At 73.3% G+C, this 23720-nt stretch carries 24 protein-coding genes; 11 read left to right on the top strand and 13 right to left on the bottom strand.

Annotated features, from left to right (window positions below):
- Positions 1 to 122: 122 nt before the first annotated feature.
- The 3 genes from ABZ924_RS10405 to ABZ924_RS10395 all read left to right on the top strand — a co-directional run bounded on the left by ABZ924_RS10405 (position 123) and on the right by ABZ924_RS10395 (position 4341).
- Positions 123 to 746 carry a GntR family transcriptional regulator gene (locus ABZ924_RS10405; RefSeq protein ID WP_361906655.1) on the top strand — a complete coding sequence of 208 codons (624 nt, stop codon included), beginning with the start codon at positions 123 to 125 and terminating at the stop codon, positions 744 to 746.
- 243 nt (positions 747 to 989) lie between these two features.
- A complete protein-coding gene (gene aceE / locus ABZ924_RS10400; RefSeq protein WP_361906620.1) occupies positions 990 to 3674 on the top strand; it encodes a pyruvate dehydrogenase (acetyl-transferring), homodimeric type in 2685 nt (894 codons plus the stop codon).
- A 148-nt stretch (positions 3675 to 3822) separates the two neighbouring features.
- Positions 3823 to 4341: a DUF4240 domain-containing protein gene (locus ABZ924_RS10395; protein WP_361906653.1), complete on the top strand. Its 519-nt coding sequence runs from the start codon at positions 3823 to 3825 to the stop codon at positions 4339 to 4341.
- A 36-nt stretch (positions 4342 to 4377) separates the two neighbouring features.
- On the opposite strand, the gene ABZ924_RS10390 is transcribed toward ABZ924_RS10395, so the two are convergent.
- On the bottom strand, positions 4378 to 5148 hold the full coding sequence (locus ABZ924_RS10390) for an SDR family oxidoreductase (RefSeq protein ID WP_361906618.1): 771 nt from the start codon (positions 5146 to 5148) through the stop codon (positions 4378 to 4380).
- Positions 5149 to 5233: 85 nt separating this feature from the next.
- Between ABZ924_RS10390 and ABZ924_RS10385 the strand changes: the two genes are divergently transcribed.
- A complete protein-coding gene (locus ABZ924_RS10385; protein ID WP_361906616.1) occupies positions 5234 to 5923 on the top strand; it encodes a TetR family transcriptional regulator in 690 nt (229 codons plus the stop codon).
- Here the strand turns inward: ABZ924_RS10385 and ABZ924_RS10380 are convergent.
- Positions 5895 to 6212 (bottom strand): MazG-like family protein, encoded by a 318-nt coding sequence (locus ABZ924_RS10380; protein WP_361906615.1) that lies wholly within the window; start codon positions 6210 to 6212, stop codon positions 5895 to 5897. The two genes, ABZ924_RS10385 and ABZ924_RS10380, sit on opposite strands and share 29 nt — an antisense overlap.
- A 163-nt stretch (positions 6213 to 6375) precedes the next feature.
- Entirely contained in the window at positions 6376 to 7785 is a 1410-nt protein-coding gene (gene glnA, locus ABZ924_RS10375) for a type I glutamate--ammonia ligase (RefSeq protein ID WP_361906614.1), read from the bottom strand.
- Between the two features lie 185 nt (positions 7786 to 7970).
- Here glnA and ABZ924_RS10370 point away from each other — a divergent pair, with 185 nt between their 5' ends.
- Entirely contained in the window at positions 7971 to 8438 is a 468-nt protein-coding gene (locus tag ABZ924_RS10370; RefSeq protein ID WP_361906612.1) for an RDD family protein, read from the top strand.
- Between the two features lie 116 nt (positions 8439 to 8554).
- Here ABZ924_RS10370 and ABZ924_RS10365 read toward each other — a convergent pair whose 3' ends face one another.
- The 5 genes from ABZ924_RS10365 to ABZ924_RS10345 form a co-directional block, all read right to left on the bottom strand.
- Complete coding sequence (locus ABZ924_RS10365) at positions 8555 to 9253, bottom strand: DUF4191 domain-containing protein (RefSeq protein WP_361906611.1); 699 nt, start codon at positions 9251 to 9253, stop codon at positions 8555 to 8557.
- A gap of 10 nt (positions 9254 to 9263) precedes the next feature.
- Positions 9264 to 9461, bottom strand: a complete 198-nt coding sequence (locus tag ABZ924_RS10360; protein ID WP_361906651.1) for a hypothetical protein — start codon at positions 9459 to 9461, stop codon at positions 9264 to 9266.
- A gap of 294 nt (positions 9462 to 9755) precedes the next feature.
- The gene (gene lipA, locus ABZ924_RS10355; RefSeq protein ID WP_361906609.1) at positions 9756 to 10703 is read right to left on the bottom strand and encodes a lipoyl synthase; all 948 of its coding nucleotides are present in this window, start codon (positions 10701 to 10703) and stop codon (positions 9756 to 9758) included.
- 108 nt (positions 10704 to 10811) lie between these two features.
- The gene (lipB, locus tag ABZ924_RS10350) at positions 10812 to 11612 is read right to left on the bottom strand and encodes a lipoyl(octanoyl) transferase LipB (RefSeq protein WP_361906607.1); all 801 of its coding nucleotides are present in this window, start codon (positions 11610 to 11612) and stop codon (positions 10812 to 10814) included.
- Positions 11613 to 11699: 87 nt separating this feature from the next.
- Positions 11700 to 12029, bottom strand: a complete 330-nt coding sequence (locus tag ABZ924_RS10345; protein WP_361906605.1) for a hypothetical protein — start codon at positions 12027 to 12029, stop codon at positions 11700 to 11702.
- A 173-nt stretch (positions 12030 to 12202) separates the two neighbouring features.
- Here ABZ924_RS10345 and ABZ924_RS10340 point away from each other — a divergent pair, with 173 nt between their 5' ends.
- Positions 12203 to 13645, top strand: coding sequence for a regulator (locus tag ABZ924_RS10340; RefSeq protein WP_361906603.1), 1443 nt, complete (start codon positions 12203 to 12205; stop codon positions 13643 to 13645).
- A 78-nt stretch (positions 13646 to 13723) separates the two neighbouring features.
- Here the strand turns inward: ABZ924_RS10340 and ABZ924_RS10335 are convergent, their stop codons facing one another.
- From ABZ924_RS10335 to ABZ924_RS10325, 3 genes are all read right to left on the bottom strand, one after another.
- Positions 13724 to 14980, bottom strand: coding sequence for an FAD-dependent oxidoreductase (locus ABZ924_RS10335; RefSeq protein WP_361906601.1), 1257 nt, complete (start codon positions 14978 to 14980; stop codon positions 13724 to 13726).
- 180 nt (positions 14981 to 15160) lie between these two features.
- Positions 15161 to 16063 (bottom strand): TIGR01777 family oxidoreductase, encoded by a 903-nt coding sequence (locus tag ABZ924_RS10330; RefSeq protein ID WP_361906599.1) that lies wholly within the window; start codon positions 16061 to 16063, stop codon positions 15161 to 15163.
- 431 nt (positions 16064 to 16494) lie between these two features.
- Positions 16495 to 17160, bottom strand: a complete 666-nt coding sequence (locus ABZ924_RS10325; RefSeq protein WP_361906649.1) for a VIT family protein — start codon at positions 17158 to 17160, stop codon at positions 16495 to 16497.
- 141 nt (positions 17161 to 17301) lie between these two features.
- On the opposite strand from ABZ924_RS10325, the gene ABZ924_RS10320 reads away from it, so the two are divergent.
- Positions 17302 to 18414 (top strand): PP2C family protein-serine/threonine phosphatase, encoded by a 1113-nt coding sequence (locus ABZ924_RS10320; RefSeq protein WP_361906597.1) that lies wholly within the window; start codon positions 17302 to 17304, stop codon positions 18412 to 18414.
- Between the two features lie 99 nt (positions 18415 to 18513).
- On the opposite strand, the gene ABZ924_RS10315 is transcribed toward ABZ924_RS10320, so the two are convergent.
- Entirely contained in the window at positions 18514 to 18771 is a 258-nt protein-coding gene (locus ABZ924_RS10315) for a hypothetical protein (RefSeq protein WP_361906595.1), read from the bottom strand.
- A 106-nt stretch (positions 18772 to 18877) separates the two neighbouring features.
- Between ABZ924_RS10315 and ABZ924_RS10310 the strand changes: the two genes are divergently transcribed.
- The 4 genes from ABZ924_RS10310 to ABZ924_RS10295 all read left to right on the top strand — a co-directional run bounded on the left by ABZ924_RS10310 (position 18878) and on the right by ABZ924_RS10295 (position 22575).
- The gene (locus ABZ924_RS10310) at positions 18878 to 19249 is read left to right on the top strand and encodes an ArsC/Spx/MgsR family protein (protein WP_361906594.1); all 372 of its coding nucleotides are present in this window, start codon (positions 18878 to 18880) and stop codon (positions 19247 to 19249) included.
- Positions 19250 to 19325: 76 nt separating this feature from the next.
- Positions 19326 to 20816, top strand: coding sequence for a PLP-dependent aminotransferase family protein (locus ABZ924_RS10305; protein WP_361906592.1), 1491 nt, complete (start codon positions 19326 to 19328; stop codon positions 20814 to 20816).
- Between the two features lie 117 nt (positions 20817 to 20933).
- Positions 20934 to 21470, top strand: a complete 537-nt coding sequence (locus ABZ924_RS10300) for a hypothetical protein (RefSeq protein WP_361906590.1) — start codon at positions 20934 to 20936, stop codon at positions 21468 to 21470.
- Positions 21471 to 21585: 115 nt separating this feature from the next.
- Complete coding sequence (locus ABZ924_RS10295; protein ID WP_361906588.1) at positions 21586 to 22575, top strand: hypothetical protein; 990 nt, start codon at positions 21586 to 21588, stop codon at positions 22573 to 22575.
- Positions 22576 to 22599: 24 nt separating this feature from the next.
- Here the strand turns inward: ABZ924_RS10295 and ABZ924_RS10290 are convergent, their stop codons facing one another.
- Positions 22600 to 23529: a Gfo/Idh/MocA family oxidoreductase gene (locus ABZ924_RS10290; RefSeq protein ID WP_361906647.1), complete on the bottom strand. Its 930-nt coding sequence runs from the start codon at positions 23527 to 23529 to the stop codon at positions 22600 to 22602.
- Positions 23530 to 23720: the final 191 nt, after the last annotated feature.

Below are 23720 nucleotides of genomic sequence, written 5' to 3'. Positions count from 1 at the left end.
CTGTAACCAGCCTCACCCGGCGGCCCCGTGCACGGACGCACCCCGTCGGCCTACTCCGCCGTATTGTCTACGCATCAGAGCTGTGCGCTGTGCATGCCCCCACAGGAGATGAAGCCCCGATGATCACCCCACCCGTCGTGCACTCGCTGCGCGAGCAGATCCGCGAGCACATCGTGGAGGGGATCGTCAGCGGGCGCTGGAAGCCCGGTGAGCGGATCGTCGAGCGGCGGATCGCCGTCGAGCTCGAGGTCAGCCAGACGCCCGTGCGCGAGGCGCTGCGCGAGCTGGAGACGCTGCGGCTGATCGAGTCGGCGCCGAACAAGGGCGTGCGGGTGAGGAACCTGTCGGCGGCGGACCTGGAGGAGATCTATCCGGTCCGGGCCGGCCTGGAGCAGATCGCGGCCGAGCTGGCCGCGCCGCGGCTGGCGGCGGACTGCTCGGCGCTGGAGCCGCACGTCGCGGCGCTGTGGGACGCGGACCGGAGCGCGGACGGCACGGCGCAGGTCCGGCACACGGTCGGCTTCCACCGGGAGATGGTGCGGGCGGCCGGGAACAGCGTGCTGCTGCACACCTGGGAGAGCCTGGGCATCGAGGTGTTCACGGCGTTGTCCATCCGCTGGCTGGGCACCGTACAGAAGTCGTACGCGGAGGAGCACGCGGCGCTCGTGGAGGCCTTCCGGAACCAGGATCCAGATATCGGCGTGCTGGTGAAGCGGCATGTTCTGGGGTGCGCGCCGCGGGCGTGAGGCGGGCCACAGGGCCGTCTCGGCGGCGCCTTTGTCCCGATTTGCCCGGCACCGAGTGTCTGTTTACCTGACACCCGGTGCCGACTTTTCGTGGATGTCCCTTAACTTCGCCGCAACCATTTGATCGATCATCGATCAGGGTTTTACAGTCTCTGACGGACCCCACCTGGTCCGCCCACCCTGTCCTGCCCGTCAGGGATCTTCTTCACCACCTCTCCATTGTCCGGAAGGCGGCGCACACCGATGTCCGACCCCGTAGCAAAGCTTCCGAGCGAGCTCGACCAGCTCCCGGACCGCGACACCGAGGAGACCGCCGAATGGGCGGCCTCCCTCGACGCCGTCGCCAAGGCCGCCGGTACGCGCCGCGCCGAATACCTGCTCCGCCGCACCCTCCAGCACGCCGAGGCCGCCGGCCTGGCCCTGCCGAAGCTGCTGGAGACGGACTACGTCAACACCATCCCCACCTCCGCCGAGCCGGCCTTCCCCGGTGACGAGGAGATGGAGGCCCGCATCACCGCGTGGAACCGCTGGAACGCGGCCGCCATGGTGACCCGCGGCTCCAAGTACGGCGTCGGCGGCCACATCGCCACCTTCGCCTCCGCCGCCTGGCTGTACGAGACCGGCTTCCAGCACTTCTTCCGCGGGAAGGAGGCCGACGGTTCCGGCGACCAGCTCTACATCCAGGGCCACGCCTCCCCCGGCATCTACGCCCGCGCCTTCCTCGACGGCCGCATCTCCGAGCAGCAGCTCGACAACTTCCGCCAGGAGTCCGGCGGCAACGGCCTGCCGTCCTACCCGCACCCGCGGCGCCTGCCGTGGCTGTGGGAGTTCCCCACGGTCTCCATGGGCCTCGGCCCGCTCTCCGCGATCTACCAGGCGCGCTTCAACCGCTACCTGGAGAACCGCGGCATCAAGGACACCTCCAACTCGCACGTGTGGGCCTTCCTCGGCGACGGCGAGATGGACGAGCCCGAGTCGACGGCGGCCCTGGCCCTCGCCTCCCGCGAGCGCCTGGACAACCTGACCTTCGTCATCAACTGCAACCTGCAGCGCCTCGACGGTCCGGTCCGTGCCAACTTCCGCGTGGTCCAGGAGCTGGAGGCCCAGTTCCGCGGCGCCGGCTGGAACGTCGTGAAGACCCTGTGGGGCTCCGCCTGGGACGAGCTGTTCCAGCTCGACACCACGGGCGCCCTGGTCCGCCGCCTGCGCGAGACCCCGGACGCGCAGTTCCAGACGTACGCGACCCGCGACGCGGCCTACATCCGCCAGCACTTCTTCGGCGGCGACCCGGCCCTGGTGGCCCTCGGCGCCCTGCTGTCCGACGCCAAGATCGCCGAGTGCTTCCACACCTCCCGCGGCGGCCACGAGCCCCGCAAGGTGTACGCCGCGTACAAGGCCGCCCTGGAGCACAAGGGCGCCCCGACGGTGATCCTGGCGCAGACCGTCAAGGGCTACACCCTGGGTGCCGGGTTCGAGTCGAAGAACGCGAACCACCAGATGAAGAAGCTGACGATCGACGAGTTCAAGGGCATGCGCGACCTGCTCGGACTCCCGATCCCGGACAGCGCCTTCGAGGGCGGTGTGGTCCCCTACGGCCACCCGGGCGCCGACTCCCCCGAGGTCCGCTACCTCCAGGAGCGCCGCGCGGCCCTCGGCGGCCCGGCCCCGGCCCGCCGCGTGCACCACGTGGCCCTGCCGCAGCCCGCCGACAAGTCCTTCGCCCCGCTGATCAAGGGTTCCGGCAAGCAGGAGATGGCCACCACCATGGCCTTCGTCCGCCTCGTCAAGGACCTGATGCGGGACAAGGAGACCGGCCGCCGCTGGGTGCCGATCGTCCCCGACGAGGCCCGTACCTTCGGTATGGAGTCCCTGTTCCCCTCGGCCGGCATCTACTCGCCGCTGGGCCAGACGTACGAGCCGGTCGACCGCGACCAGCTGATGTACTACAAGGAGGCCAAGGACGGCCAGATCCTCAACGAGGGGATCACCGAGGCCGGCGCCATGGCCGACTTCATCGCCGCCGCCACGTCGTACGCGACGCACGGCGAGACGATGATCCCGTTCTACATCTTCTACTCGATGTTCGGCTGGCAGCGCACGGGCGACCAGATGTGGCAGCTCGCCGACCAGCTCGGCAAGGGCTTCATCGTCGGCGCCACCGCGGGCCGCACCACCCTGACCGGTGAGGGCCTGCAGCACGCCGACGGCCACTCGCACCTGATCGCCGCCACCAACCCGGCGTCGCTCAACTACGACCCGGCCTTCGCGTACGAGATCGCGGTGATCGTCAAGGACGGTCTGAAGCGGATGTACGGGGAGAACCCGGAGGACGTCTTCTACTACCTGACGGTCTACAACGAGCCGAAGCCGCAGCCGGCCATGCCCGAGGGTGTCGAGGAAGGCATCGTCAAGGGCCTGTACCGCTTCAACACCGCGGCCGACCTCGACGGCGCCGCCCCGGCTGCCGACGCCCCGAAGATCCAGCTGATGGCCTCGGGCACGGCGATCCACTGGGTGCTGGAGGCGCAGCGCCTGCTGGCCGCCGAGTGGAACGTGTCCGCCGACGTGTGGTCCGCCACCTCGTGGGGCGAGCTGCGCCGCGAGGCGCTGGAGTGCGACGAGGCGCTGCTGCGCGGCGAGGAGCGCACCCCGTACGTCACCCGCGTGCTGGAGGGCGCCCCGGGCCCGGTCCTGGCGGTGTCCGACTGGATGCGCCAGGTCCCGGACCAGATCAGCCAGTGGGTCCCGCAGGACTACACCTCGCTGGGCACGGACGGCTTCGGCCTCTCCGACACCCGTGAGGGCGCCCGCCGCCACTTCGGTGTCGACGCGCAGTCCATCGTGGTCGCGGCCCTGGCCCAGCTGGCCCGCCGCGGCGAGGTGCCGGCGTCCTCGGTGAAGGAGGCGCGCGAGCGCTACGGCCTGTAAGGCTGCCGGTGTACGAAGGCGGCCCGCCCCTCGGGGGCGGGCCGCCTTCGGCATGTCCGGGCCGCGTCGGCCCCCGCTCCGGGCCGGTCATACTGTCGGATTCTCGCGGTGGCGGGCTGTCGGCGGACCCCTGATGCTGGAACGCGTGATGGACGAGACGGAGTTCTGGGAGATCGTCGACAGCACCCGGGTGGCCGCCGAGGGCGACCCCGAGGAGCACGCCGAGCTGCTCGTGGAGCGGCTCGCGCAGCTCGATCCGGACTCCGTCCTGGACTTCGCCCGGCATTTCGAGGCCCGCTACAACCGGGCGTACACGTGGGACCTGTGGGGGGCTGCCTGGGTGCTCCTCGACGGGGCGAGCGACGACGCGTTCGACTACTTCCGCTGCTGGCTGATCGGCCAGGGGCGGGAGGTCTTCGAGGGCGCGGTGCACGATCCGGACCGGCTGGCGGAGCTCCTCGACGAGTTCGACGAGGAGATCGACGGGGACGGCGAGGAGCTCGGGTACGCGGCCGACGAGGCGTACGAGCAGCTGACCGGGCTGGTCGCGCCGGACCTGGGCATTGCGCCGCAGGCGGCGGAGCCGGAGGGCACCCCGCTGGACTTCGAGGACGAAGCCGTGCTCGCGGAGCGCTTCCCCCGGCTGTGGGAGCGCTTCAGGTCCTGAGGCGGCCGGTGCGGCGCGACCGCCGTTCGCTGCGGCTCAGTAGTGCGTGCCGCCGTCGATGCGGATCTCCGTACCGGTGATGAAGGCGCCGTCCTCCGAGCCCAGCATGGCGACGACGCCGGCCACGGTCTGCGGGCCGGCGAAGCCCTGCCCGATGGCGGGGGCGAGCTTGGCGAACAGGCTCCAGTCGGTGTCCTCGGGCAGGCCGGGGCCGGTGCCGGTGGTCATGCCGCTCTCGATGGAGCCGGGGGCGACGCAGACGAAGCGCAGCCCCTGCTTGCTGTACTCGGCGGCCAGGGCGTGGGTCATGGACTGGATGCCGCCCTTGCTGGCCGCGTACGCGGACATGTACGGGTGCGCGAACGACGCCGAGGTGGAGCTGAAGTTCACCACGGCCGGGCGGTCGCCCTCCAGCAGCGCGGGCAGCGCTTCGCGGATCATCAGGAAGGTGCCGGTCAGGTTGACCTGGATGACCTTGTTCCAGAGGTCCAGGGTGGTCTCGTGGGTGTGCGCGGAGCGCAGGATGCCCGCGGCGTTGACCAGCACGTCGAGTCCGCCGAGCAGCTCGACGGCGGCGGCGGTGCCCGCGCGGACGGCGGCCTCGTCGGATATGTCGAGCAGGGCGGTGGTCAGCCGGTCCGCGTGGCCGTCGGCGAGGGCCTGGTCGGCGGTGGCCTTGAGGCCGGCTTCGCTGACGTCCACGGTGTGGACGCGGCCGCCCTCGGCCAGGATGCGGTGGACGGTGGCCTGCCCGATGCCGGAGCCGCCGCCGGTGATGAGGACTCGGCGTCCTTCGTAACGGTTCATGGCAGGAGCGTACCGTCGCTGTGGCACGTTTTGCCAGAGCGTCAAAGCATGCAATGCGCGTCACCGTACGGGGTACGCTTCACCCGTGAGATCCCCTCGTCCGTACTCCCCCGTCACCGGCCCCGGAGCCCAGTCGCTGACCGAGCGCCGCAAGGCCGCCACCCAGCTCGACATCGCCCGCGCGGCGTGCGCCCTGTTCGCCGAGAACGGCCCCGACGGCACCACCGCCGAGGACATCGCACACCGCGCCGGAGTCGCCCTGCGCACGTTCTACCGCTACTTCCGCAACAAGCAGGAGGCCGTGGCCCCGCTCCTGGCCACCGGCGGCGACACCTGGCGCGCCCTGCTCGCCGAGGAGGCCCCGGGTACGCCCCTGGCCGAGGCCCTGGAGCGGGCCGTCACCCGCTCGCTCAGCGACGGGCAGGCCAACATCGAGGAGGGCCTGGAGGTCACCCGCGGCCTGCTGCGCGCCGCCGCGACCGATCCGGCGCTGCGCGCGGTCTGGTACCGGGTGAACCAGGACTCCGAGGAGCACCTGGTGCCGGTGATCGCCCGGCTGGCCGGCCAGGACGCCGACCCGCTGGGGGTCCGCCTCCTCGCGGCGGCCGCCACGGACGCGATCCGCATCGCCCTGGAGCTGTGGTCGACCACCGACGCCCCGGGCTCCGGCCCCGGTTCCCCGGCCGAGCTCGCCGTACGCTGCCTGCGCGAGCTGACGGGCGGGATGGCGCTGGTCGGCGGCAGGGTCACAGGAACCGGTCGGACTTCAGCCTGAGCTGCTCGGCGAAGTACCCGGCCGCATCGGGCCGCATCCGGGACAGGGCCACCATCGCGGTCACGATGACGTCGGCGACCTCGGCTTCCACATCGCTCCAGGTGTGCGAGGTTCCCTTGCGCGGGTTGGTGCCCTTGGCCCCGATCACGGCCTGCGCGGCCTCCCCGAACTCCTCGCCGATCTTCAGGATCTGGAGGGTGATGCTCTCCTCGTGCAGCATCCCGCGCTCGCGGTCGTGCGCGTCGAACCGCGCGGCGAGCGCGGCCACCGTCTTCCACTGGTCGTCCATGCCCCGAACCTAGCGGCTGCCGCCACACCCCGGAGCAAGATCACAAAAGACGCCGGCGAAGCGCAGTGACACGCCGACGTGACACAGCGGCCCCGCCGCTCTCCGGGGAGAGGGGCGGGGCCGCTGTTCACACGGGGTGCCCGGGGCGTGGAGCCCTGGAGGCTTAGAGGTCGAAGTAGAGCTCGAACTCGTGCGGGTGCGGGCGCTGCGCGATCGGGGCGATCTCGTGCGTGCGCTTGTAGTCGATCCAGGTCTCGATCAGGTCCGGGGTGAAGACACCGCCGGCGAGGAGGTACTCGTGGTCCTCCTCCAGGGCCTTGAGGACGTCCTCGAGGCTGGTCGGGACCTGCGGGACGTTCGCGTGCTCGTCCGGGGAGAGCTCGTAGAGGTCCTTGTCGATCGGCTCCATCGGCTCGATCTTGTTCTTGATGCCGTCGAGGCCCGCGAGGAGCAGCGCCGAGAAGGCGAGGTACGGGTTCGAGGACGGGTCCGGCGCGCGGAACTCGACGCGCTTGGCCTTCGGGTTCGAGCCCGTGATCGGGATGCGCATGGCGGCGGAGCGGTTGCGCTGCGAGTACACCATGTTGACCGGCGCCTCGAAGCCCGGCACCAGGCGGTGGTACGAGTTCACCGTCGGGTTGGTGAAGGCGAGCAGCGACGGGGCGTGCTTGAGGATGCCGCCGATGTAGTAGCGGGCGGTGTCCGACAGGCCCGCGTAGCCGGCCTCGTCGTAGAAGAGCGGCTCGCCGCCCTGCCACAGCGACTGGTGGACGTGCATGCCCGAGCCGTTGTCACCGAAGATCGGCTTCGGCATGAAGGTCGCGGTCTTGCCGTTGCGCCAGGCGACGTTCTTCACGATGTACTTGAAGAGCATCAGGTCGTCGGCCGCGGCCAGCAGCGTGTTGAACTTGTAGTTGATCTCGGCCTGGCCGCCGGTGCCGACCTCGTGGTGCTGGCGCTCGACCTGCAGGCCCTGGGCGTCCAGCTCGAGGGAGATCTCGGCGCGCAGGTCGGCGAAGTGGTCGACCGGGGCGACCGGGAAGTAACCGCCCTTGTAGCGGACCTTGTAGCCGCGGTTGTTCTCCTCGGAGCCGGTGTTCCAGGCGCCGGCCTCGGAGTCGATGTGGTAGAAGCCCTCGTTCGCGGTGGTCGCGAAGCGCACGCTGTCGAAGATGTAGAACTCGGCCTCGGGACCGAAGAACGCGGTGTCCGCGATGCCGGTGGAGGCGAGGTACGCCTCGGCCTTCTTCGCGATGTTGCGCGGGTCGCGGCTGTAGGCCTCGCCCGTGATCGGGTCGTGGATGAAGAAGTTGACGTTCAGCGTCTTGTCACGGCGGAACGGGTCCAGGCGGGCGGTGCTGATGTCGGCACGCAGCGCCATGTCGGACTCGTGGATCGCCTGGAAGCCGCGGATCGAGGAGCCGTCGAAGGCAAGCTCCTCCGCCGGGTCGAACGCCTTCGCCGGGATGGTGAAGTGCTGCATCACACCGGGCAGGTCGCAGAACCGGACGTCGACGAACTTGACGTCGTTGTCCGCGATGTACTTCTTGATCTCGTCGGCGTTCTGGAACATCCAACTCCTCCTAATCCCGATCCCGGGGGAGGGACGGGCTGTATAGCTCCTGGTGCGTCAGTGCGGTGCCGCACGCTGACCCGACCATAAGCAGGCGGGATTTCCCAAGCATGACCCATTTGTTTCGCACAAGTTAACCAGGGTCCGGCGGGAGGGGCCCGGAGCACCACGGGTACGGTGGTCGGGTGGACAACAGGCAAGCAATCGGATCGTGGCTCTCCGGCCCCCGCGCGGCGGCCGAGGACATGGGCGTCGACTTCGGCTACCCGGGCCAGCGGCTCGGCCTGCCCCAGCAGGGCCCGGGCTCCGCGGCGCGCTTCGGGCGCCGCCTCGGCGGTGTCGCCATCGACTGGATCGCCTGCCAGGTGATCGCATACGGGCTGATCACCGGCGGCAACGCGGCCGCGACGGGCAACTGGACGCTGGCGCTCTTCGTGGCCCTGAGCATCCTGACCCTCGGCACGGTCGGCTTCACCCCCGGAAAGCGCATCGTGGGCCTGCGGGTCGTCTCGGAGAACGGCGGCCGCCTCGGCCTCGGCCGGGTCGTGCTGCGCACGCTGCTGCTGGCCCTGGTCATTCCGGCGCTGGTCTGGGACCGCGACGGGCGCGGCCTGCACGACCGGGCGGCCCGCGCCGTCCAGGTGCGCATCTGACCTCACCGCCGGTACGCACCCACCGGTACGGACAGGGGCGCCCCCGCAGCCTTCCGGCTCGGGGGCGCCCCTGTGTGTGTATACGAAAAGCGGGTCAGCGCATCTTTCCGCCGCGGCTAGCGCCCACGAGGCGGGCGAGCGGAACCACCGCGTCCGGGAATCGGGCCCTTGGGCAGCGGCATGTTGCTCATGAGGTCGCCCATGGCCCGCAGCTTGTCGTTGGCCTGGGTGACCTGGGGGCCGGCCAGTACGCGCGGCAGCTTGAGCAGGGTGGTGCGGAGCTTCTTCAGCTCGACCTGCCCCTCACCCTTGCCGACGATGAAGGAGTGCACCGGGACGTCCGGCATGATCCGGGCCAGCTTCTTCTTCTCGGCGGCCAGCAGGGGCTTGACCCGGTTGGGGTTGCCCTCGGCGATCAGCACGACGCCGGCCTTGCCGACGGCCCGGTGGACGATGTCCTGGCTGCGGTTCATCGCGACGGCCGGGGTGGTCGTCCAGCCCCGTCCCACGTTGTCGAGGACGGCCGCGGCCGCGCCCGGCTGCCCCTCCATCTGCCCGAAGGCAGCCCGCTCGGCGCGGCGCCCGAAGACGATCGCCATCGCGAGGAACGCCACCAGGAGGCCCAGGATGCCCAGATAGACCGGGTGGCCGATCAGGAAGCCGATCGCAAGGAAGACACCGAAGGTGACGATTCCCACGCCCGCGAGGACCAGACCGACCTTGGGGTCGGCCTTGCTCGTCATTTTGTACGTGAGGGCGATCTGCTTCAGTCGCCCAGTGTTCGCAGCAGTCTCTGCGTTTGACTTCCTCGCCATACAGCGAAGTTTACGTGGCCTGGGGAGCCCGGGTCGCCGCGGCCTCGAGTACGTGCTCGGTTTCGACCCGGTCCTTCGCCCGGCGCCGGTCCTCGAGGACAGCGCTCCAGGCGTTGCGTCGGGCACCGCTCATGAGGAGCGATTCGAAGCCCCGCAAGGCGTCGGTGAACGACGGAATGGCAATGGCGCGTACGGGCGCGGCCTGCATGATGGCGATCCCTTTCACGGTGCTCACGTCGGTCTGAATGCACAGCGGTGGGGGTGGCAGCGGTGTGCGGCGGTGTGCGCGGTGCGTTGACCTATGGTCACTGATTGGTGTTACCAGGGCATGACCTGCCGGTCAAACGGTGATGAAACATTTACGCGGCCCGTCGGCTCCTCTTCCCACGAAGAGCCTACGGGCCGCGTCGATGCGGTATTACTTGCCGGTAAGTATTTGTGCGTGAGTTCACAGAATCCGCAGTGCGGTCCGCGTCACACGCCCGGCCTCAGACGGCGTGCCTCAGACGGCCGCGCGCTTCTCCATCGCCTGCTGGTACAGGCGACCCGCGCGGTACGAGGAGCGGACCAGCGGGCCGGACATCACGCCCGAGAAGCCGATCTCCTCGGCCTCCTTCGCCAGCTCGACGAACTCGTCCGGCTTCACCCAGCGCTCGACGGGGTGGTGCCGCGGGGAGGGCCGCAGGTACTGGGTGATGGTGATGAGCTCGCAGCCCGCCTCGTGCAGGTCGCGCAGGGCCTGCGAGATCTCCTCGCGCTCCTCGCCCATGCCGAGGATCAGGTTCGACTTGGTCACCAGGCCGTACGCGCGCGCCTTGGTGATCACCTCGAGCGAGCGCTCGTAGCGGAAGCCGGGGCGGATCCGCCGGAAGATCCGCGGGACGGTCTCCACGTTGTGGGCGAAGACCTCGGGGCGGGAGGCGAAGACCTCCTCCAGCAGCTCCGGGACCGCGTTGAAGTCGGGGGCCAGCAGCTCGACCTTGGTGTGGCCGCCCTCGCGGCCGGCGGTCTGCTGGTGGATCTGGCGCACGGTCTCCGCGTACAGCCAGGCGCCGCCGTCCGCCAGGTCGTCGCGCGCGACGCCGGTGATGGTGGCGTAGTTCAGGTCCATCGTGACGACCGACTCGCCGACGCGGCGCGGCTCGTCCCGGTCCAGGGCCTCGGGCTTGCCGGTGTCGATCTGGCAGAAGTCACAGCGCCGGGTGCACTGGTCGCCGCCGATGAGGAAGGTCGCCTCGCGGTCCTCCCAGCATTCGTAGATGTTCGGACAGCCGGCCTCCTGGCACACCGTGTGCAGCCCCTCGCCCTTCACGAGGTTCTGCATCTTCGTGTACTCGGGACCCATCTTCGCCCGGGTCTTGATCCACTCGGGCTTGCGCTCGATGGGGGTCTGGCTGTTGCGGACCTCCAGGCGCAGCATCTTGCGTCCGTCGGGTGCGACTGCGGACACGACCGGCTCCCTGTGACTGTGATTCCTCGGCGCCCACCAGGGTACGCCCGTAAATTCGTACGCTCTTACGTCGGCCAACCTGTAGGCGGCCGGACGCATTCCCCGGGGCTAGGCGCCCGCGGCGGTCTCGATCTCGCGCGGCCGCAGCTCGGCGTGCTCCAGTACGTCCTTCAGGTGCCTCTCGACGACCGGAACGACCTCGGCCATGGAGACCTCGCGGCCCAGTTCGTACGAGAGCGAGGTCACACCCGCGTCCCGGATGCCGCAGGGCACGATCCGGTCGAACCAGGTGTTGTCGGGGTTCACGTTGAACGAGAAGCCGTGCATCGTGACGCCCTTGGCCACGCGGATCCCGATCGCTGCGAGCTTGCGGTCCTCGCGGCGCTGGCCGGCGTTGGACGGGGCGTACTCGGGGCCGTTGAGCCGGGCGTCGAACTCCTCGTCGTGCAGCCGCGGGTCGAGGTCGAGGGAGAGGCCGCCGATCCTGGGGCGCTCCTCGAGGGGGTCCCCGAGGACCCACACGCCGGAGCGGCCCTCGACCCGGGTGGTCTCCAGGCCGAAGTCGGCGGCGGTGCGGATCAGCGCCTCCTCCAGGCGGCGCACGTGCGCGACGACGTCCACCGGCCGGGGCAGCTTCATGATCGGGTAGCCGACGAGCTGGCCCGGGCCGTGCCAGGTGATCTTGCCGCCGCGGTCCACGTCGACGACGGGCGTGCCGTCGAGCGGGCGCTCGCTGTCGGCGGTGCGGCGGCCGGCCGTGTACACGGGCTCGTGCTCCAGCAGCAGGCAGGTGTCGCCGATCTCGTCCGCGAAGCGTGCCGCGTGGACCCGGCGCTGCTCCTCCCACGCCTCGGTGTACTCGACGTAGTCCGGCCCGAAGCCCAGATGGACAAACCCAAGCTCAGCCACCGCAGCGCCTCCTCGTTGAACCTGCTGTGTGCACGTATCGCACCGGTCCAGGGTACGGCGGCCCTTTCCGAGCCCCTCCCGGGCCCCTCAGGCGCCCGCCGCCGGAGGCTCGGCGACGGGTTCCGGAGTCTGTTCCGGGGTCGGTTCGGGGGCCGGAAGCAGCCGGGGCGGCCTGCGGCCCTTGGGCGGCCGGTCGGGGTCCTCGTCGGCGCGCGGCAGCCGCCGGTGGCCCTCCGAGTGGTCGTTGACCCAGCCGCACACGCCGCACGCGTACCGGCCGTCGAGCCCGGCGATGTACGTGCCGCACCGGCGGCACTCGGCCTCGGTCAGCTCGGGCGCGGGCAGCGGCGCGGTGGTGTCGTCGGCGCCGTCGCCGGGGGCGGGAGGCTGCGCGGCGGCGGATGATCGGGAGGCCATGTCACGCAGCGTACGCGGGCGGCGTGGCCCCGTCCGTAAAGAGCCCTACCGATTCTGCACACGATCGGATGAATCTGGGGCAGAGGGGGCGGCGTAGGGGAAGTTCGCCGCTACATTCACGCCGTTCACAGGGCCGGGCCTCCGGTCCGTCACGTCAGGAAACCGTGGAGCCGATGACGGAACGACCCGCGCAGCACGTCCCCAACCGCCAGCTCGCGGCGCTGATCGCGGAAGCCGGGTTCTCCAACGCCGGTCTGGCCCGCCGCGTCGACCAGCTCGGCCTGGAGCACGGCCTCGATCTGCGGTACGACAAGACCTCCGTGACCCGGTGGCTGCGCGGGCAGCAGCCCCGCGGCACCACCCCGGCGCTGATCGCCGAGGTCTTCACCCGGCGCCTGGGCCGCCGGCTCTCCGCGCAGGACCTGGGCCTGGACGCCTGCGCGCCGGTCTACGCCGGCCTGGAGTTCGCGGCCACCCCGGAAGAGGCGGTGGACATCGCCAGCGGACTGTGGCGCAAGGACTCCGGCTCCCACGCCGAGCTGCGGAAGATCGCATTCACCCCGGCCGGGCTGGTCGTGCCCAGCCGGGACTGGCTGATCGGGCGGCCCGACGAGCGGGTGGGCCGCGGCGCGGACCCGGCCGCCGCGGCCCGGGTCCCGATGCAGGGGCGCACTTCGGTGCCCCGCCAGCGGCAGATCGACCGCGGGCCGGGCCAGCGGGTCACCGGCGGCGACATCGCCGCGCTGCGCTCGGTCAGCGAGCTGTTCAAGACCCTCGATCAGACCTACGGCGGCGGGCACGCCCGCCAGGCCCTCGTGCGCTATCTGGAGCACGAGGCCGAGCCGATGCTCCGCGGCACCTACGGCGAGACCACCGGCCGCCGGCTCTTCGCGGCCGCCGCCGACCTGACCCGGCTGGCCGGCTGGACCTCGTACGACATCGCCGCGCACGGGCTCGCCCAGCGCTACTTCGTCCAGGCCCTGCGCCTCGCCCAGGCCGCCGCGGACCGGCCGTACGGCAGCTACGTGCTGGTGACCATGAGCCGGCAGGCGGTCTACCTCGGCCACGGCCGGGAGGCGGTGCAGCTGGCCCGCGTCGCCCAGCAGGGCGTCGGCTCCGGCCCCCCGCCGGTGGTCCAGGCGCTGCTGCACTCGGCCGAGGCGCGCGGGCACGCGGTGCTGGGCGAGGTCCGGGCGGCGACGGCCGCGCTGGTGCGCGCCGAGCGCTCCCTGGGGGCGGCCCGGCCCGGGGACGACGTGCCGTACTGGGCGAAGTTCTTCGACGAGGCCCAGCTCGCCGACGAGTTCGGGCACTGCCACCGCGACCTCCAGCAGTACCGGGCCTCGGCGCAGCACGCGGAGCGTTCGCTGCAGCTGCGGGCGCCGGCGTTCGCCCGCTCGCGGCTGTTCTGCCGGGTGGTGCTGGCCACGGCCCGGCTGGGGCTGGGCGAGCTGGACCAGGCGTGCGCCCTGGGCGCGGAGGCGGCGCAGCAGGCGATGGAGATGCGCTCGGTGCGCGCGGTGGAGTACGTACGGGACTTCGAGCGGCGGCTCGAGCCCTATCGGGACGCGGCGGCCGTACGGACCTACCGGGACCGGGTCGCGGCGCTGTCGTAGGCGGCGCCGGCGCGCCCGGCGCCGCCCGTGGGACGGGCCCGGATCCCCGACGGGAACCGGGCCCTTCGCCGGTGGTTCTCAGGCCACCGCCGGGAGGCTGCTCTCGGCGGTGGCCGGAAGCCGGATGCCGAAGTCGCGCAGGACGGCGGTGGAGGCGCGCCGGGCGGAGTGCAGCGCGCCCTGGACGGTGTTGGCGTCGCGGTGGTCGCCGCACACGTACAGCCCGGCCAGGACCCGCACCGGGCGCCGCAGGTCGTACGGGGGCGGCATCGCCGGCACGGCTTCCGGGGCGTGGTGGACGGCGAGCAGCTCCCACTCCCGGGTGGCGGTGTCGTACAGCCGGGCCAGGCGCGAGGCGACGGTGCGCACGGGCGGCGGCGGCCCGAGCACGGTGGTGGTGACCAGGCTGCGGCCGGCCGGAGCCCGGGTCGGGTCGACGGCGCTCATCACGGCGGTGTGCGCGACGGGCCACCGGGGGTCGCCGTCGAGCAGGAGCGAGCCGTCCCGGGGCAGCGGGGCGGCGGTGGCGTGGTGGATGACGGTGACCTCGTGGAAGCCGGGCACCCGCAGCCCGGGCAGCAGCTCGGCGGCGGCCCGCGCCCCCGTGGCCAGGACGAGGGAGCGGCAGCTGAACTCGCCGTGCTCCTCGGTGGTGACGCGCTGGGTCGCCACCGAGCGGACGCGGACCCCGGTGCGGACGGTGCCGGGCGGCAGGGCGGCGGCGAGCAGCCGGGGCAGGGCCGCGGCGCCGCCCTCGGGGACGGCGAGCCGGCCCCGGGCGAAGGCGCGCAGGGCCAGGTCGGCGACGCGGCTGGAGGTGGTGAGCTCCGGGTCGCGCAGCAGGGCGGCGAGCAGCGGGCGCAGCGTCGTGCCGAGGGCGCGGGAGCGCAGGGCGGCCGCGGCGGTGCGCTCGGGCCGGGCGAGGACGCGTTCGACGGGGGTCACGGCGAGCCGGCCGAGGTAGGCGCTGAGCCGGGCCTGGTCGAAGGAGCCGCTGGCCAGCGCGCGGGCGGGGGTGGTGGCCCCGGCGCGCAGCGGTTTGCCGTCGGTGTGGACGAGGACCCCGGGCGCGAAGGGCCGCAGGACCAGGGAGCCGAGGCCGGGGGTCCGGTCGAGCTCCGTGTACGAGGTGTTGAGCAGCTGGCCGACCCGGTCGAGCCGGAAGCCGTCGGCGTGCTCGGTGGCCATCCGGCCGCCGGGGTCGTCCGCCGCCTCCAGGACGGTGACGGTGACCCCTGCCGCGATCAGGTGCTGTGCCGCCGCGAGTCCTGAGACCCCGGCTCCTACGATGACGACGTCCGCATGCTGTGCGGCGCGGTGCGAGCTGCTGAGCACGTGCCCCTCCCCGAGGTCGGCGCGGCTGTGTGGGGATCCTCCTTCCCCCAACGGGCTCGAGGGGAACCCGAGTTCGGTGCGGTATTACGGTCGGATCCGGTCGCACGGCGGTCGCACACGGGTCACGAACGGTCGCACGCGGACGGCGCGTGCGCGCCGCCCGGAAGCGGAAGCCGCCCCTCAGGCCGCCGGCCTGGCGAGCGCCGCCCGGATCGCGTCGTCGATGCCGGGGTGGCGGAAGACGAACCCCGACTCCAACAGCCGGGCCGGCCGGGCCCGCTGACTGCCCAGCACGTCCTGGGAGAGCTCGCCCAGAACGACGCGCAGGACGGGCGCCGGCACCGTGAGCAGCGTCGGGCGGCGCAGCACCCGCCCCATCGCCGCGGTCACCTCGCGGTTGGTCAGCGGCTCCGGGGCGGTCAGATTGACCGGGCCCGACAGCTGCGGGGTGTCGATCAGGTGCCGCAAGGCCGCGACCTCGTCGTGCAGGGAGATGTACGACCAGTACTGGCGGCCGCTGCCCAGCCGACCGCCGATCCCGGCCCGGAAGACCGGGAACATCCGGCCCCACGCGCCGCCCTCGCCGGCGACCACCAGGCCGGTGCGGGCGAACACCGTCCGCACCCCCGCCCGGCGGGCCGGGTCGGCGGCCGCCTCCCACTCCACGCACACCTCCGGCAGGAAGCCGCGGCCGGGCGGGGCCGTCTCGTCGACGGGGCGGTCGCCGGTGTCCCCGTAGTAGCCGACGGCCGAGCCGCTGACGAAGACCGCGGGCGGCTCCGCCAGCGCGGCTACCGCCCGGGCCATCGCCGCGGTCCCCTCGACCCGGCTGGCCCGGATCTCCTCCTTGTACGCGGCGGTCCAGCGGTGCTCGCCGATCCCGGCGCCGGCCAGGTGGACGACCGCCGCGCACCCGGCCAGGGCCGCGGTGTCGACCTCACCCCGGCGCGGATCCCACCGCGCCTCGTCGGCCGCGGCCGGCTCCCGCCGCACGAACCGGATCACGTCGTGGCCGTCCGCACGCAGCGACCGCACGAGTGCCTTGCCGATGAGCCCGGTCGAACCGGTGACCGCGATGCGCATGGCACCCATGATGCCGCCGCCTGCGGCTCCCGCCGCGCACCGCCCCGTCTCCCGCTGCGCGGAGCGATCCCCTCCCCGCCCCTTCTCCCCCAGCTACCGCTGGGAGGTGCCCCCAGAAACCGGGGCTCCGCCCCGGCCCCCGTTCCGGGCGCTCCGCGCCCGGTGCGCTCAAACGCCGCGCGGGCTGAAATGTGCCGCTGCGCGGCAAATCCAGCCCGGCGGCCCTATCCAGCGCCGCCGGCACCATCCAGCCTCGCCGGCGTTTGAGGCGCGGGGTCCGGGGCGGAGCCCCGATCTTTGAGCCCCGCCGGCGACTGAGGCGAGCGGGGCCCGGGGCCGCAGGACCCGGTTTCTGGGGGCACCTCCCAGCGGTAGCTGGGGGAGAAGGGGCGGGGTGGGGAAGGGCTCCGCGCAGCGGGAGCAGGGGTGGCTCAGCCGGTGCCGAGCCAGGTGCCCACCGCATAGGTGACGGCCATGGCCAGCGCGCCGCCGGCCACGTTGCGCAGGACGGCCCGCCGGGCAGGGGCACCGCCGAGCCGTGCGCCGACCACCCCGCACAGGACGAGCGCGGCCACCACGGCCGCCACGGTGACCGGAACCCGCCGGGAGGGCCCCGGCAGGACGATCGCCAGCAGCGGCAGCACGGCGCCCACCGTGAAGGCGACCAGGCTGGCGAACGCCGCGTGCCATGGGTTGGCCAGCTCGTCGGGGTTGATGCCGAGCTCGACCCTGGCATGCGCACGCAGCGCGTCCCGCGCCGTCAGCTGCACGGCCGCCTCCCGCGCCAGCTGCCGGCTCAGCCCCCGGGCCGCGAGCAGCTCGGTGAGCTCCTCGAGCTCCGCCTCCGGCTCCTCGGCCAGCTCGCGCCGCTCCACGTCGAGGGCGGCCCGCTCGGAGTCCCGCTGGGAGCTGACCGACACGTATTCCCCCGCCGCCATCGACAGGGCCCCGGCCAGCAGTCCGGCGACGCCGGCCTCCAGGATCGCCGGGCGCGAGGTGGTCGCGCCGGCCACGCCGACCACCAGGCCGGCGGTGGAGATGATCCCGTCGTTCGCTCCGAGCACTCCCGCCCGCAACCAGTTCAGCCGGGTGCTCATCGCCCCGCTCGGGTCGCCGTGCCCGCTCCGCGGGGCCCTCGCATCCGTCACGGGACCACTGTCGGCGTACGGGCGCCGGCGGGCCACCCGGCGGATCCGGTCCGGGGTGCGCGGCCCGGGACCCCGTACCAGGGTGGAGGGGTGAGACGCCGACGCCAGGAGCCGGGCTGGCTGCGCGGGGAGCCGCCGCCGCGCTGGGCCCGCATCGCGCCCGCGGCGGCCCTGGTGGTGCTGGTGCTGGCGCAGCGGATGACCCCGGGCGTCGAGCTGGGCTATTTCCTCGCCGGGGTGCCGCCGGTGGCGGCCTTCGCGTACGGGGCCGCCGGCACCGCCGTCTTCGCGGGGCTGGTGCTGGTCCTGCTCGGGGTGGCGTGGTCGGGGGTGGCGCACCCGCACGGCGCGGACCTGGCCACGGTGGCGGCGATCGCAGTGCTCAGCGTGGTGCTCGCCTGGGTCCGGCGGCGCCGCGACGCCCAGCTTGTGAGCGTACGGACCGTGGCGGAGGCGGCGCAGCTGGCGGTGCTGCCGCCGGTGCCGGACCGGGTCGGCCGGGTGCGCTGCGCCGGCCTGTACCGGGCGGCGCAGCGCGGCACGCTGGTCGGCGGGGACCTGTACGACGTACGGGCCGGCCCGTACGGGGTGCGGGCCCTGGTCGGGGACGTGCAGGGGCACGGCCTGGCCGCGGTCGGCACGGTGGCGGCGCTGCTCGGCGCGTTCCGCGAAGGGGTGCTGGACGATCCGGAGCTGACGGGGGTCGCCGCCCGGCTCGACCGCAGGCTGCTCGCGGACACCGCCGGGGCGGCGGGCGCGTCCTGCGCGCAGCCGGAGCTGTTCGCCACGGCCCTGCTGATGGAGTTCCCGCCCGGGCTGGAACTCGTCCGGATCGTCTCGTGCGGGCATCCGCCGGCGCTCCTGCTGCGCGGCCGGTCGGTGTCCGAGGTGGCCGTGGAACCCGGTCCGCCACTCGGGCTGGGGCTCACCGTCGACACCGGCGCCGCCGTCACGGGCCTGCAGCTGCGGCGGGGCGACCGGCTGCTCGCCGTCACGGACGGGGTCACCGAGGCCCGCGACGCCGCCGGCCACTTCTACCCCCTGGCCACCCGCATCCCGGTCGTGACCGGCCCCGCCGCGGTTGATCCGGCCGGCCTGGTCGGCGCCCTGTGGCAGGACCTCGTCACCTTCACCTCGGGCGGCCCCCGCGACGACGTGGCCCTGCTCGTGCTCTGCGCGGACGACGGGACGGAGGTGCCGTGACGACGGGAGAGCGGAAGCCGCCGGCCGGCAGTCGGCGCCGGCAGGGAGACGGGCAGGGCGCCCCGGCCGACCGTCGGAACACCCCGCCCTCCGGCCGGCTCAGCTCGCGTTGCTGATGATGTACGCGCGCACCAGCTTGCACGTGGTGTTCGACGGCCGGTGGATGCCGGTCCGGACGGCCATGGTGCGGATCTTCCGGTTGGTGGCCCGCCGGGCGTCGTACGTCCCCGAGTCGAGCAGGGATATCGCCAACCGCATCGCCTTCAGCCGGCGGTTGTGGCTCTCGTACCACTCCCGGGGCAGCCCCGCGGGCAGCGGCTTCTTCTTGACGGGCCGAAGCGTCGTGGCAGTGGCCATCTACAGCCTCCCAAACGGTAGTTGGCTTCCTGTCGTACTCCCTCGATTTTACGGTGGGCCACTGACAAAGGCCCTGGCCGGAACGGCTCTGACTAGGCTGGGAGCCATGGAGATCTGGATCAACCCCGCCTGCTCGAAGTGCCGCAGCGCACTGACCCTTCTCGACGCCGAGGGCGCCGACTACACGGTGCGCCGCTACCTGGAGGACGTGCCTTCCGAGGACGAGATCCGCGAGGTGCTGGGCCGGCTCGGACTGGAGCCCTGGGACATCACGCGCACCTCCGACCCCCTCGCGAAGGAGACCGGCGTACGGGAGCTGCCGCGCGAGGAGACCGAGGAGGCCCGGGCCCGCTGGATCGCCCACCTGGCGGCGCACCCGAAGCTCATCCAGCGGCCCATCATCACCGCGGAGGACGGCACGGCCGTGGTCGCGCGCTCGGAGGAGGCCGTCCGCGAGGCCCTCTCCCGCCGCGGCTGATCCGCCGGCCGACCCCCGGCCGGCCTGCGGCGACACCCGCGCCCGGGGTGCCGGGCCGCGCCGTACGCTCCCCGCCATGACGTCCGACGACACCGCCGACCCCGGCGCCACCGACGGGGCCGCCGGCCCGGGCGGCGGCGCCGACCTGCACCTCGACCTCCCCGCGCACGGCGCCCGCCGCACCGCCCTCGCCCGGGCGCTGCGCGAAGCCGTGCGCAGCGGGCGGCTCGCCGGCGGGACCCGGCTGCCGCCCTACCGGGCCCTGGCCGCCGACCTCGGGCTGGCCCGCAACGCCGTCGCCGACGCGTACGCCGAGCTGGTGGCCGAGGGCTGGTTCACCGCCCGGCAGGGCTCCGGCACCCGGGTCGCGGAGGGGGCCGCCCCCGCGGCCACCGCGGCAGCGCCGGCCGCCCCGGTCCCGCCCGCCCCCGCGGGCGCCCGGCACGACATGCTCCAGGGCAAGCCGGACCCGGCGTCCTTCCCGCGGGGCCCGTGGTCCACCAGTGCCCGGCGGGCCCTCGCGCAGGCCCCGACCGAGGCCTTCGGCCCCGGGGATCCACGGGGCCGGCCCGAGCTGCGGCGGGCGCTGGCCGCGTACCTGGCCCGGGCACGGGGCGTGCGGACCGGCCCGGAGAACATCGTGGTCTGCTCCGGCTTCGCGAACGGGCTGCGCCTGCTCGCCTCCGTCCGGCCCCGCGACTGGGCGGTGGAGGAGTACGGACTCCCCTTCCACCACGGCGTCCTGGAAGCCGCCGGGGTGCGGCCCCACCCGGTCCCGGTCGACGGGGGCGGGGCCCGTACCGACCTCGTCCCGGCGCGGGCGCGCACGCTGCTGCTCACCCCGGCGCACCAGTTCCCGACCGGGGTCAGCCTGCTGCCGGGGCGGCGGGCCGCCGCCGTGGAGTGGGCCCGTACGACGGGCGGGCTGATCGTGGAGGACGACTACGACGGGGAGTTCCGGTACGACCGCAAGCCGATCGGCGCCGTCCAGGGCCTGGACCCCGCCCGGGTCGTCTACGCGGGCTCCCTCAGCAAGTCCCTGTCCCCCGCGGTCCGCCTCGGCTGGCTGGTGCTGCCGGACGACCTGGTCGAGCCGGTCCTCGCGGCGAAGGGGCTGCGGGAGTCCTGGGCGAGCGCCCTGGACCAGCTGGCACTGGCCGACTTCGTCGAGTGCGGGGCGTACGACCGCCACGTCCGCCGCATGCGCGCCCGCTACCGCAGCCGCCGCGACCTCCTGGCCGCCGCCCTGGCAGCCCGCGCCCCGCACCTGCGGGTGACGGGCATCTCGGCGGGCCTGCACGCGGTGCTGGAACTCCCGCCCGGTACGGAGCGGGCCGCACTGGCCGCGGCGCACGCGGCGGGCATCTCCCTGGACGGCCTGTCCGCGTACCGCCACCCGGCAGCCCGGGCACAGGCGCAGGCGCCGGCCACGACCACGGCCCGCGAGGGCCTGGTCGTCGGGTACGCAGCAGCCCCGGAAGCGGCTTTCGCCCGGGCGGCGGAGGCCCTGGCGACGGCGGTCGCCGCCCTCGGCGGCGCCGACACCGCCCAGCCGGCTTCCTCGTAGGCGCCCTCACAGGCGCTCGCGCCGGCGCCCCGGGTCCCGTCCTCATCTCGTCCTCACCCTCCCACCCCATAGGGTGTGAAACCGACCAAAGGGCAGATACCGGATCAAAGGAGCATCGTGTGCACACCGCTGAACCCGCAGCCTCCGACCGGCCCCCGTCCGCGCGTCCCCCCGGCCCACCGCGGGTCCGACTGGATGTTCGGCGGGGTGTACGGGACCGTGCTCGCGTCCGCGCTGCTCGCCGCGCTCGACCGGGAGGGCGGGCCGTACCTCCCCTTCCAGGACGCCCTCTGGATCCTCGTCACCGCCGTGGCAGGGGGGCTCGCGCACGGGTACGCGCACCACATGGCCGAACACCGGACCGACTCCGCCGCCCACCGGTGGCGGCTGCTGGTGCGGGCCCTGTGGACCGAGTGGCCGATCGTCGCCGCCACCGTGCCCACCGTCCTGCTGCTGGTCCTGGCCGGGCTCGCGAACTGGAACTCCACCGGGGTGACGGCCGTCGGGCTCGGCCTGAACACCGCGATGCTGTTCGCCTTGGGCTCCTACGTGGCGCTCCGCGTCCGCTACCGGATCGGCCCGGCCCTGCTCATCGGGCTCGCGGACGCCACCATCGGCCTGGTCATCATCGTCGCCAACGCCGTTCTGAAATAAGTCACTTTTCCGGCAGGCCGTTTCGATCGGGACCGTAGTGTGCGTGGCTGTCGCCGCCCGGGCTTTCGAAGGCGCTGGCCTGGTCCGGGGGGCCCGTTCCACGAACAGGAGACCCATGCGTACCGCACTGCTCAAGCACGGGCCGCGCGCCGCGGCTGCCTTGACCGCGCTCGTTCTCGCCGCCTCCCTCGGCGGTCCGGCTGCCGCCGGGACCGCAGCCGGCACGGCAGCCGACAGCGCCGCCGCCACCGGTGGCGCGGACCTCGGCCGGTGGGCGCCGGTCCCCGTCGACGTGAAGGTCACCGCGTCCGGCATCAAGGCGCCGCTGTCCGCACGGGCGGGCCTGGTGTCCTTCCGCGTCACGACCGACGACCCGAACGGGCACCTCCTGCAAGCCTTCCGGCCGCACCCGGGCGTGAGCGCGGACCAGGTACTGGCCGACCTCGCCAAGGCCGTCAGCCACCAGCCCGTTCCCACGGCCGAGGGCATCGCCGCGGTACGCGACCGGGCGGAGCTGTTCGGCGGGGCCCAGGTCACCCCGTCGGTGGCGGAGACCTTCACGACCCCGGTCGGCGCGGGCGAGGTCGTCCTGCTGGACTTCAGTGCCTTCCTCGCGGACCCGGCGCATCCGGTCACCCGCACGCTCCGGCTGTACGGCGGCCGGACGTACGAAGCCCCCGACGGCACGATCGGCACGGGCAGCCCGATCAGCGCGGACGGCCCGGCGGGTGTCGCCGGCAGCCTCGTGCTCGAACGGGACACCGCGGACGGCCCCCGCTTCGAGGTCCACGGCCTGGACCGGGCCGGGGACAGCATCCTGGTGCACAACGCCTCGGACGAGCTGCACGAGATGGCACTGCAGCCCGTCGCACCCGGGACCACGGACGCGCAGATCCAGGCCGTCTTCGACCGCGCCGCGCCCGGCCCGCTGCCCTACACCGGGCGGCCCGTCGGCGCCGGCATCGTCTCCCCCGGCCGCTCCGTGCTGCTGGAGACGCGGAACCTGCCGCCGGGCACGTACGTCCTGCTCTGCTTCGTCCCGGACGACGTCACCGGACTCCCGCACGCGATCAAGGGCATGCACCAGGTCGTCGTCCTGACCTGACGCCCCGCCACGCCGCGGGCCCGCTCAGACCGGCAGCTGCGCCTCAGCCTGCGCCAGGATCTCCGTCAGCCGCGCCGCGAACCGCGCGTCGCGCGCGTCCGGCACCCCGGTGCGGACGGCGGTGAGCAGCGCGTCCAGCGCACGTCCGTACGCACGCGGTACGTCGGTCCAGTTGGGCAGCGAGAAGACGCCCTCGGCCCCGCGCACCTCGAGGCCCACCCCGGCCGCCGCGACGGGCGCGCCCAGACTGAGCACGGCGGTGCTGGCCGCGCCCGAGGTGTGGCGCAGGGCCAGCTGGACCATGTCGGACGGCCCCCGGGCGGCGGTGACGGAGGTGACCTCGCCGAGGACCGGGATCAGGACGGACAGGGCGTGGGGACCGACGTCCCAGAGGCCGCCCTTGGCCTTGCGCCAGGGCGAGTCGGCGTACGCGCTGGGCGCGCCGTCGGGCGGGAAGACGGCACCGAGCCAGTGGGCACTCGCGCTGAACCAGCCGGAGCGGCCGGCCTGCTCCTCGACCCAGGCCGCGGCCGGCTCGGCGAAGCGGAGGGTGAGGAAGACGACGGAGGCGACGCCGTGGCGTTCGGCGGCGTCGGCGACGGCGCGGGCGTCCCCGACGGTGGTGGCGACGGGCTTGTCGAGCAGGAGCCCGCAGCCGGCGGCGGCGGCGCGGACGGCGAGCAGGGCCTGCACGTCGGGCGGGAGGGCGAAGGCGGCCACGTCGCAGTCGGCGAACAGCGCGTCCGGATCGTCGTACACCTTCACGCCGTACTCCGCGGCCAGCTCGGCCGCGGCCTCGGGCCGGCGGCCCCAGACCCCGGCGAACTCGGTTCCGGCGTGGGCGGCCAGGGCGGGCGCGTGCGTACGGCGGGCCCAGGGGCCGGTGCCCAGCAGGCCGACGCGGGGACGGGCGGGCGGAGGGGAGAATTCCGCAGCATCCCCGACGGAACTCAAATCGTACGAAATGCTCACCATGTCAGTCTGCCCGACTCGGACGGGCGTGCTGACACCGACCCGCACAAGCCACCCGAGCTGCGGAGTAAACCCCGGTAACACGGGGTTCACACACGGGCAACGGATGAGAAATCGCCACGGGGCACGCTGCGGACTACACCGCAGCACCGCCCACCGCAGCATCCGCAGAG

This window comes from Streptomyces sp. NPDC046876, from assembly GCF_040645035.1.
Taxonomy (GTDB): domain Bacteria; phylum Actinomycetota; class Actinomycetes; order Streptomycetales; family Streptomycetaceae; genus Streptomyces.
This window is presented reverse-complemented; position numbering and strand designations above follow the sequence as displayed.